10 protein-coding genes are annotated in these 10,184 nt (G+C 30.0%); 9 read left to right on the top strand and 1 reads right to left on the bottom strand.

Going from position 1 to position 10,184, the window contains the following annotated elements:
* Positions 1-57 precede the first annotated feature (57 nt).
* The 9 genes from DIU01_RS08160 to DIU01_RS08200 are packed head-to-tail and all read left to right on the top strand — an operon-like array spanning position 58 to position 8,637.
* Entirely contained in the window at positions 58-930 is an 873-nt protein-coding gene (locus DIU01_RS08160) for a carboxypeptidase-like regulatory domain-containing protein (RefSeq protein WP_290833336.1), read from the top strand.
* Positions 931-972: 42 nt separating this feature from the next.
* On the top strand, positions 973-2,664 hold the full coding sequence (locus DIU01_RS08165) for a hypothetical protein (protein WP_290833338.1): 1,692 nt from the start codon (positions 973-975) through the stop codon (positions 2,662-2,664).
* A gap of 9 nt (positions 2,665-2,673) precedes the next feature.
* Positions 2,674-3,657, top strand: a complete 984-nt coding sequence (locus DIU01_RS08170; RefSeq protein WP_290833340.1) for a hypothetical protein — start codon at positions 2,674-2,676, stop codon at positions 3,655-3,657.
* A gap of 46 nt (positions 3,658-3,703) precedes the next feature.
* Positions 3,704-4,255, top strand: coding sequence for a dTDP-4-dehydrorhamnose 3,5-epimerase (gene rfbC / locus DIU01_RS08175; protein WP_290833342.1), 552 nt, complete (start codon positions 3,704-3,706; stop codon positions 4,253-4,255).
* Positions 4,249-5,118 (top strand): dTDP-4-dehydrorhamnose reductase, encoded by an 870-nt coding sequence (gene rfbD, locus DIU01_RS08180; protein WP_290833344.1) that lies wholly within the window; start codon positions 4,249-4,251, stop codon positions 5,116-5,118. The genes rfbC and rfbD overlap by 7 nt, the downstream gene beginning before the upstream one ends.
* Complete coding sequence (locus DIU01_RS08185; protein WP_290833346.1) at positions 5,119-6,051, top strand: glycosyltransferase family 2 protein; 933 nt, start codon at positions 5,119-5,121, stop codon at positions 6,049-6,051.
* Entirely contained in the window at positions 6,041-6,721 is a 681-nt protein-coding gene (locus DIU01_RS08190) for a GNAT family N-acetyltransferase (RefSeq protein WP_290833348.1), read from the top strand. Before DIU01_RS08185 ends, DIU01_RS08190 begins: the two co-directional genes overlap by 11 nt.
* Positions 6,718-7,842, top strand: a complete 1,125-nt coding sequence (gene rffA, locus DIU01_RS08195) for a dTDP-4-amino-4,6-dideoxygalactose transaminase (RefSeq protein WP_290833350.1) — start codon at positions 6,718-6,720, stop codon at positions 7,840-7,842. Before DIU01_RS08190 ends, rffA begins: the two co-directional genes overlap by 4 nt.
* Before the next feature lie 9 nt (positions 7,843-7,851).
* The gene (locus DIU01_RS08200; RefSeq protein WP_290833353.1) at positions 7,852-8,637 is read left to right on the top strand and encodes a class I SAM-dependent methyltransferase; all 786 of its coding nucleotides are present in this window, start codon (positions 7,852-7,854) and stop codon (positions 8,635-8,637) included.
* Between the two features lie 14 nt (positions 8,638-8,651).
* On the opposite strand, the gene DIU01_RS08205 is transcribed toward DIU01_RS08200, so the two are convergent.
* Positions 8,652-10,148 carry a glucosyltransferase domain-containing protein gene (locus DIU01_RS08205; protein WP_290833355.1) on the bottom strand — a complete coding sequence of 499 codons (1,497 nt, stop codon included), beginning with the start codon at positions 10,146-10,148 and terminating at the stop codon, positions 8,652-8,654.
* Between the last annotated feature and the right edge of the window lie 36 nt (positions 10,149-10,184).

The following is a 10,184-nucleotide window of genomic DNA, read 5'->3' on the forward strand; positions in this document are numbered from 1 at the left end:
CACCAATAAATAAAAAGCGATACCATATATGACCAATAACAAATAAATTCTACATAGATGAAAATTCAATACATCTTTCTTCTACTTTCTTGCTCACTTTCGGCACAAATAAAAGGTGTTGTAAAAGACAGCATTTCGGGAAATCCTATTCCGTATGTGAACATTCTTGTTGAGGATGAAAATATTCGAACAACGTCTGAAGATAATGGAGAATTTACCATAAATCCGGCCAATAAAAATGCCAATTTAATTTTTTCTGCCTTAGGTTTTGAAAAGAAAAAAGTTTCGGTTTCCAATGCCAAAGTTGTTCTTTTAAAAGAAACGAGTTATGAACTAGAAGACGTTTTCATATCAAACAGAAAAGACGAAAAACAAATAGAAATTGGTAGAATTGATAAAAGTGAAATCTATCAAGCCTTTGAAAACGGACCAACAATTGACGTGAAATTTTTTCCATATCAAGCTTCCTACAAGAAAACGCAGTATTTAAAATACGTAACCATTTTTGCCGACAGTAGAATAGAAGATGCTACCATAAAACTGCATTTTTACAAAGTAGATGCCAATGGTTTTCCAGGTGAAGAACTTATGAACAAAGACATTATTCTCACACTTAAAAAAGGAGTCATTAAAAACAAATACAATTTGTCTAAATACAATTTATCATTTCCAAAAGCCGGACTTTTCGTTGGATTTGAAAAATTATTAATCCAGAAAAACACAGTTGAAAAAACACAAACTAATGCCAGTTTGAACACTACAAAAAAGTACAATACGTATCTTCCTTATGTGCTTTATGGTCGTGCTGAGAAAGATTTTTTATTCAGTTTCACCAAAGGAAAATGGATAAAACAAGATAAAAGAAGTGCAAATTCATCAGAAAAAGCAACGATAGATGAACCTGCAATTAACCTTATCCTGACCAACTAAAGCATAAAATTCCTATATTTGCAGGTTAGAAAACAAAATTTAATGAAAGAAATTAAAAACATTTCGCGCTCACGAGCGCAAGAATCGTCGGCAGCTATCGAACGATTGTACATTACCATGAGACATTTATTTAACAGAGGTTTTTATAAACCAATGGGTGTTTCAGGAGAAACTTTAAGAGAAGCATTATTGGAGCTTCGACCAGAAATTTACGGCTCAATTGCCGATGAAAAAGTAGAATTAAACGGATTACTTTATGTAATTGAAAGACTTCCGGTGGGCATTGAAGAATGTCGTTACATCAATTTAACTTCAGACGAAGGTTATTCTAAATCACATTTTAAAGCTATTGTTCCGCCAAAACGTAGAAGAAATTGCTACCGAATTGACGAAGAACAAATGAACGTTGAAATCACTCGTGGACGATCAGACATTTATGATATTTTAACGCATTTGACCTTTATTTTTATTGAATCTCATAAAATTAAAGACAAAGTTTTAATCGATGAAAACAATAATGAAGTCGTTCGCGATTGGTTAAAAATCGAGCAGGCAGCTTTACAAACAAAGAAACTAACTCAAATAGAAAAAGAGCAAGCAATATCGCATGCAGCTAATGTTTTAGGAAGAACATTTGTTGAGATTTTAGATATTTATGACGCTTTTGGAACTACAGAAAAACCCGATCGTTTTCTGCACGTAATTTATTGGTTAGGAAAACTTGCCATTGAGGAAGTGGTTGATAATAATAAAAGAACAATTACGTTTAGTCCAATATTGAGAGAACGTCTTGGTCATCACATTCATGGTGAAATTTGGGCTAATAACATTAAAGAAGTTTTAAAAAACAACGATTTATTGACTAGACCAATTCATATTATTAGTGCCAACATGCACAGTGTTATGAATTCGATTTTTGCTACGCATGTTTTAAAAACTAAATTCAAAGACAAGTCAGATTTCTTTATATTTGAAGAATTGAGCAAGCAAGGTGCGCACGATGTGAGAGATAAAGTAGAGGAATTTGCTTTAAAACACGGAATGATTTCATTACCAGATACATCAGGAACCAATATTGATGTTCAAATATTTGATACAGCCAAAATTGACTGGGTAAAATCGGCGTTTCCAAATGCTAAAATTGGCAAAGACAATCCGGTTATTATTGTAATGGATTATGCTTTTGGTGAGCAAGCTTATGAAACCATTGATGAATTATTGAAACCTTATAAAAACGGAAAAGAGAAAACATTAATTAATGTTGAATCGGTTTCAATTATGGGAAAAGCAGGAATTCTAGAAGGAGGAAAAGGCGACATTATGATTCCGAATGCACACATCAATGAAGGAACAGCAGACAATTATTTTTTCGAAAATGAATTAACTGCCGAGATGTTTGAAGGAAACGACATACCAGTTTTTGGCGGACCAATGATTACCGTTTTGGGAACATCGCTTCAGAATAAAGATTTATTGAAGTTTTTTCACGAATCTACCTGGAGTGTAATTGGTCTTGAAATGGAAGGTGCTTATTATCAAAAAGCCATACAATCGGCATCGAAAATTAGAAAAAGCATTAATCCAAATGTAAAAGTGAGATACGCTTATTATGCTTCGGATAATCCTCTAGAAACTGGAAGCACTTTAGCTTCTGGTGGATTGGGAACAACAGGAGTAAAGCCAACCTATTTGATTACGATTAAAATATTAGAACAAATTTTCAACACAAAATAATATATTTTTATGAGTACAGCATCTCAAAATAATTCAGACAATCAAGAAATTGATTTGTCTGAAATTTCAAAAAAAATAGGTGGATTTTTCGAAGGTATATCGACAAGAATTTTTAGAGGAATTTTGTTTCTTAAAAGAAATATCTTAGTAATTAGTATTCTTTTTGTTATTGGTGTTGGACTTGGCTTCTATCTTGATAAAACTTCTAAAAGTTATGATCATCAAGTAATTGTTACACCAAATTTTGGCTCTACAGACTATTTATATTCTCGAGTAGAACTCATTAATTCTAAAATTGAAGAAAAAGACACTTTGTTTCTAAAAAATGCTTTAGGAATTAAAGAGCCAAAAAAATTTAAAAAAATAGCGATTGAGCCAATTAATGACGTTTACGAGTTTATTGAAAATAGAGATGAAAATTTTGAATTCATAAAATTGTTGGCTGAAGATGGTGATATTAAAAAAATAATTACAGATAAAGTAACTAGTAAAAATTATCATTTTCATGCAATATCTTTTTCAACTTCTGCTTTAATATCTGAAAAAAACACGGTTGAACAAATTTTAAAATACTTAAACGATTCTGATTATTATTCGAAAATCCAAAAAGAATACATAAACAATATTAAAGTAAAAATTGTAGCAAACGATTCTATAATTTCTCAAATTAACGGTTTTTTAAATACACTATCTAACAAAGGAAATAAATCACAATCAAGTAATCTTGTGTACATTAACGAGAATACTCAGCTTAATGATGTTATAAAAACTAAAGATGAATTAGTTAATGATCAAGGTAGACGAAGAATAGAATTGATAAACACCGATAAGATTATTAAACAAATTAGCGTAACTTTAAATATTAAAAACATTAAGTCAATTAACGGAAAGCTTAAATTAGTTCTTCCAGTTTTGTTTATATTTATCTTCATTGGTTTTACAGTTTTTAGATCTTTCTACAGAAGGCAATTAGCTAAATCTAAACTGCAATAAATATATGTAGAAAACCTAAATTGATTTTTAATTTTTAAATTAGAACATGGAATTTATAGAAACCAAACTTAAAGGTTGCTTTGTTTTAGAACCACATATCATAAAAGACGAACGCGGTTATTTTATGGAAAGCTTTAACGAACAAACCTTTGAAAAAGGTACTGGGCAAAAAGTTCATTTTGTTCAAGACAATCAATCATATTCGTCAATTGGAGTTTTAAGAGGTTTACATTATCAAACTGGTGATCATGCTCAAGCAAAATTAGTTAGAGTTTTAGACGGAGAAGTACTTGATGTTGCTGTTGATATTCGACCAGAATCGGAAACTTATGGACAACATGTTGCAATTGTACTTTCTGGTGAAAATCAGAAACAATTTTTTATTCCAAGAGGATTTGCACACGGATTTTTAGTTCTAAGTGAAAAAGCGACGTTCTTCTACAAATGCGATAATTTTTACAATAAAGAAAGTGAAGGCGGCATAAAATATGATGATTTGGAGCTAAATATTGATTGGCAATTTGATATTGATAAATTAATAATTTCAGAAAAAGACCAATCACTTCCAAATTTTAAATCGGCTAAAAAAGCATGGTAGTTTTAGTCACTGGAGCCAACGGACAACTTGGTCAGGCTATTCAATTTATTTCTGAGAAATATGCTGAAATCGAATTTAAATTTTGCTCTTCGTCTGATTTAGATATTACTTCGAAAGAAAATTGTCACTTGGTTTTTACCAAATTCAAGCCTGATTATTGCATAAATGCTGCAGCTTACACAGCGGTTGACAAAGCCGAAAGCGAACCAGAAAAAGCACATTTAATAAATGTAATTGGCGTTAAAAATCTTGCTGAGGTTTGCAAAGAATTTTCAACGACATTACTTCACGTTTCCACCGATTTTGTATTTGATGGCACTTCACCTGCGCTCAGCGTGACAAATGGTTACACAGAAGAAGACCTTCCAAATCCGACAGGCGTTTACGGACAAACAAAGTTAGACGGAGAAAAAGCCATTCAAGAAACTTTTGACAATTATTTCATCATAAGAACTTCTTGGGTTTATTCACAATTTGGAAACAACTTCATGAAAACGATGTTACGATTAGCATCAGAACGAGATAGTTTATCTGTGGTTTCAGACCAAATTGGAACACCAACAAACGCTGTTGATTTAGCTGAGGTTTTAATTAAGATAATTTCCTCTTGTCATTCTGAACTTGTTTCAGAATCTAACTTCGGAATTTACAACTTCAGTAACCAAGGGCAATGTTCGTGGTATGATTTTGCCAAAAAAATATTTGAAGTAAACAATATTAGTATAAATTTACAACCAATACCTACTTCTGCTTATCCAACACCAGCTAAAAGACCAGCTTACAGTGTATTGGATAAATCAAAAATTAAAAATGTTTTTGGAGTTGAGGTTAAAAGCTGGGAAGAAAGTTTAAAAAAGAATTAAGTGAGTAGTAATCCTAAAATATCAATAGTTAGTCCGATTTACAAAGCAGAACACTTTGTAGAAAAGTTGGTTTTTGAAATTCAAAAAGCTATGAATACCCTTGATGTTAACTACGAAATAATTCTGGTTGACGATAGAAGTAAAGACAATTCATGGCATAAAATGAAAGAACAATCTTTAAAAAACCCTTTTGTTAAGAGTGTTAGATTGAGCCGAAATTTTGGGCAACATCCAGCAATTGTAGCAGGATTAAGCCAAGCCAAAGGCGAATGGATCGTTGTTATGGATTGCGATTTACAAGACCAACCAAAAGAAATAGTAAAGTTATACCAAAAAGCTCAAGAAGGTTTTGAAGTAGTTCAAGCACGAAGAAAAAATAGGGAAGATAAATTTTTAAAGAAATTATCATCTAAAGTTTTTTCAAAAGTATACAGTTATTTTACCGATACAAAGTATGATAACGAAATTGCAAACTTTGGAATTTATCACAAAAAAGTGATTCATTCTATTTTAGAAATTTCCGATTATATTAAATTCTTTCCACTTTTTGTAGAATTTGTCGGTTATAAATCCACATCAATTATAGTTGAACATGCGCCAAGAGATTCGGGAACAACAAGTTATAGTTTTTCAAAATTAGTTAGCCTTGCTTTCAACACTATAATTTCATTTTCTAACAAACCATTAAAATTATTTGTAAAATTTGGAATGATGATATCACTTTTATCATTTTGTGTTGGAATCTATTATATTTATCAAGCTATGCACAATGAGATTGAGGTTTTAGGATATACTTCTATAATAGTATCAATATGGTTTTTGTCTGGAGTTATTATTACAACAATTGGCGTTGCCGGAATATATATTGGTAAAATATTTGACCAAACTAAAAACCGTCCAGTCTATATAATTGATGAAATTCATGGAAATTAAAAAACTAGATTGGGATAGTGACTTTTTTAATATCAAAGTTGGAGAAATCAATTACTATAAGAATTTGCAAGAGGAAAATAGTGCTGATTATGATTTAATTTATGTACTTTCTAACGAAGATTTTCAACTAAAATTAGATCATTTTGAAAATTTATTCTCTGAAACCAAAGTTAACTTTGTTAAAACATTAGAAGCAAACACTGATACATCGAAATTTATTTTTGAATTTGATAAAGTTACTATTGATAAAGAACAATTGTATTTATTAGCCTACGAAAGTGGAAAGAACAGCCGGTTTTTACTGGATGCAAAATTTGGTGAAAACCATTTTAAAAAGTTATATCAAACTTGGATTGACAATTCGATAAATAAAAAATTTGCTGATGGTGTTTTGGTATACTTTGAAGAAAATATATTGAAAGGATTTGTAACTTACAAAATAAATGATGATACTGCTTCAGTAGGATTAATTGCAGTTGATAACAACTATCAAGGCAAAGGAATTGGAGCAAAATTAGTACAGAATCTTGAACATTTGCTTTATCAAAAAAAAATAAAGCAACTTACAATTCCAACTCAATTATCTAATATTCAAGCTTGTAGTTTTTACACAAAGCAAGGTTATTCGATAAAGAATAAAACATTTATAAAACATTATTGGAAAATATGATACCTTTCAACAAACCCTATCTTACAGGAAAAGAAACCCAATATATTGAAGATGCTGTTAAGTCGGGCAAAATTTCGGGTAATGGAAAATATACTGTTATGTGTCAAACATTTTTTGAAGAAAAATATTCTTTCAAAAAAGCGTTATTAACTACTTCATGCACTGATGCTTTAGAAATGGCTGCTATATTGGCTAATATAGTGGCTGGAGATGAGGTTATTGTTCCTAGTTATACTTTTGTGTCTTCGGCTTTACCATTTGTAAGACAACAAGCGCGTATTGTTTTTGCTGATTCATATTCAAATAATCCAAATATTGATGCAGATAAAATAGAAGTATTGATAACCAATAAAACTAAAGCCATTGTAGTTGTTCATTACGCAGGAATTGCATGCGATATGGAAAAAATAATGGATATTGCAGAAAGACATAATTTAATTGTTATTGAAGATGCAGCACAAGCAGTTGATAGTTATTATGTTTTTAAAGACGGAACAAAAAAAGCGTTAGGAAGTATAGGTCATTTGGGCGCATTTTCTTTTCATGAAACAAAGAACATAATCTCTGGCGAAGGAGGAATGTTAACTATAAATGATGAAAGTTTAATAGGCAGAGCTGAAATTATTTGGGAAAAAGGAACAAATCGTTCATCTTTTTTTCGTGGAGAAATAAACAAATATGGTTGGGTAGATACTGGATCTTCTTTTCTACCTAGTGAAATTATCTCAGCCTTTCTTTGGGCTCAATTAGAAAATATTGAAAAAATTCAACAAAAACGATTAGAAATTTGGAATAGATATCATGTTGCTTTTGAAAGCAATGAAAATATTATTTTACCTTTTATTCCAGATTACGCCACTAATAATGCACATATGTTTTTTATTGTTTGTAAAAATTTAAGTGTTAGAACACAACTTATAGCAAAGTTGAAGGAAAATGATATTCTGGCTGTTTTTCATTACTTGTCTTTACATAAAAGTGAGTATTATACACCAAATCATGATGGAAGAGAAATTCCTAATTCAGATAAATTTGAAGAATGTCTATTGAGGCTACCTTTATTTTACGAAATAAATCAACAAGATCAACAAAGAGTGATTGATATTGTAAATCAATTATAAATTTATTAGATGAAAAATATAAATTCAGATCTCTTTAAAGACGATTATCAATTAGTAAACGGAAAATACATTTTCATTCCAGTCGAAGAAGAGATTGTAACAGATTTTTTAGACAAGTTAAAATATAAATTAAAGAAGTTTAATAAAATATATAGTGCATTAATTGAAATTATAAGTCCGGTTTATCCACAACCTTTTTTCGATGCAAAGCGAATTATTAAAAAAGAGATTAAAGGCAAGAAAGTTGTTGCATTGAATCTTGGAAGTGGCAATTCAGACTTTGGAGATGATTTATTAAATATTGATTTACTTCCATACCAAAACGTTGATATTATTTGTGATATAGAAAAAATACCATTTAAAGATAATTCGGTTGATTATATAATAAATATTGCAGTTTTAGAACATGTACCTAATCCAGAAAAAGTAATTTCTGAAATCAATAGGATATTGAAACCAGGAGGAAAGATCTATTCTTTTATTCCTTTTATGCAGCCATTTCATGCCTCGCCTTATGATTTTCAGAGATTTACTTATGAAGGCATGAAGCATCAATTCAGGGATTTTCATATCTTAAAGCTTAAATCTGTCGGACCAACCTCTGGAATGTTATGGGTTGTTCAAGAGTGGTTTGCATTAGTTTTTTCTTTTGGAATAAAGCCGTTGCACACCTTTCTGTATTTGCTTTTTATGATAATTACTTTTCCTATTAAGTTTTTGGATGTTATTTTGCAATATTATCCTATGAGCAAAAATATGGCTTCAGGATTTAGTATTTGGGCAGAAAAAAAGTAGAAATCTTTAAAAGATTATTCAAAATACATAGGTCCGCCTTTTTCTTTGCCTAATTTTACAACAACAACGTTGTTAATCATTTTTATTGATTCGCTATCTGGCCATGCAGGCATATTGGCAATAGAGTCTTTTACAGAATCATATTTTTCTTTAGTTACCATATTATATTCTGCAATGTCTGCTTCTTTAAAAAAGTTTACAATTCTAAAGTTGTTTCCATTATCCCAACCGTAAAAGGATCCACCAAAAATTTCAGAATTCTCTAATCTATATTTTTGATGGTATTCATAAGGAAAATAACCGTAAAAATAAATTGATTTTTCTGTGGATGAAAATGAAGGGTATTTTGTTTGAATAATATTATCTATTTTTTCAGCTATTCTTACATCATGCTTGTATATTTTATTAGCGCTTGTAAAAAGTTTAGTAACAAAATATATATTAAATAGAAACATAAAACCCATAAAAACTAATGTTATAGAAGTTGTAAAAACCTTAAAACGACTAGTAGCTAAAACAATTATAAAAGCAAAAACAAGATTTAATGTGACATAAAGTCTTGGCGGATGATACCCATTTGTAATAAAATAAGATAATATGAACGGCGAAATAATTAATACTAGTAAAGTTAAAACCCTGTAAACTAAATGTTTTTTACTAAACGCAAGATTTATACTAATTAAAATTACTGATAATGTTGCTATTATATACAATTTCTCGCCATAAAATGAATTACCTAATAAATGAGCTTTGCTTATTGTTATAAAATTCGAGAAGAAATTTAAATTTTCTCCTGCAACGAAGGATTCAATGTAGCCACCTTGTTGTAGAGGACAAATTATTTTTACAGAAAAATAGTAGAGAACACCACCGACAATAATAACACCAGCAAAATGAAGCGCCTTTTTAAATTCTGATATAATATTAAAGTCGTCACTAAACGTTTCTTGAAAGAAAACAATTAAGTATAACGTTATCGGAATAAAAAGAAAAGCTTGATAATTGGATAATGAAAACATCAATAGAAGTGCTATTGCCAAATAAATAGCCAGTTTTTTTGGTAGTGATTCTAACTTATACGCATTTAGAAACACTTGTACGAAAAATGTAGAAAAGATTACACCTAATGCAGCAACTACAGCCATCATTCCAAATATTATCTGATAGGATAATTGAGGAAATGTTATAAACAGACCACAAAATAAGTAACTGGCTAATCCGTTAAATTTAAGTAAATTATTGATTTGAATTGCAGCAACGCTGAACAATACTAAACTCAAAATAATTGAAAAGTAAGGTAAATGTCCACCAAATAAATGGTATAATATTAAATTTTGTCCCCATCTTCCTACTTCCATACCAAAATTTGAATAAATAGGCATTTCATTATCAATACTTACAGTAAAGTTAGTTAGAGCAAATCCATAAGTTATAATTCCTAAAAAGAAGGTATAAATAAATAAAAAATAAATTTCTCTATTTATTTTTTGTGACGAAGCGGTATTTATCATTTTATCATCTTTTTTTTAAATTAATAAAACTTGTAG

The sequence above is a fragment of the Flavobacterium sp. genome (assembly GCF_003525665.1).
Taxonomy (GTDB): Bacteria; Bacteroidota; Bacteroidia; order Flavobacteriales; family Flavobacteriaceae; genus Flavobacterium.

What these genes read in the sequence shown, in the direction of transcription:
- DIU01_RS08160 (WP_290833336.1), top strand. Translation starts at nt 58, where the DNA reads ATGAAAATTCAATACATCTTTCTTCTACTTTCTTGCTCACTTTCGGCA.
- DIU01_RS08165 (WP_290833338.1), top strand. Translation starts at nt 973, where the DNA reads ATGAAAGAAATTAAAAACATTTCGCGCTCACGAGCGCAAGAATCGTCG.
- DIU01_RS08170 (WP_290833340.1), top strand. Translation starts at nt 2,674, where the DNA reads ATGAGTACAGCATCTCAAAATAATTCAGACAATCAAGAAATTGATTTG.
- rfbC (WP_290833342.1), top strand. Translation starts at nt 3,704, where the DNA reads ATGGAATTTATAGAAACCAAACTTAAAGGTTGCTTTGTTTTAGAACCA.
- rfbD (WP_290833344.1), top strand. Translation starts at nt 4,249, where the DNA reads ATGGTAGTTTTAGTCACTGGAGCCAACGGACAACTTGGTCAGGCTATT.
- DIU01_RS08190 (WP_290833348.1), top strand. Translation starts at nt 6,041, where the DNA reads ATGGAAATTAAAAAACTAGATTGGGATAGTGACTTTTTTAATATCAAA.
- rffA (WP_290833350.1), top strand. Translation starts at nt 6,718, where the DNA reads ATGATACCTTTCAACAAACCCTATCTTACAGGAAAAGAAACCCAATAT.
- DIU01_RS08200 (WP_290833353.1), top strand. Translation starts at nt 7,852, where the DNA reads ATGAAAAATATAAATTCAGATCTCTTTAAAGACGATTATCAATTAGTA.
- DIU01_RS08205 (WP_290833355.1), bottom strand. Translation starts at nt 10,148, where the DNA reads ATGATAAATACCGCTTCGTCACAAAAAATAAATAGAGAAATTTATTTT.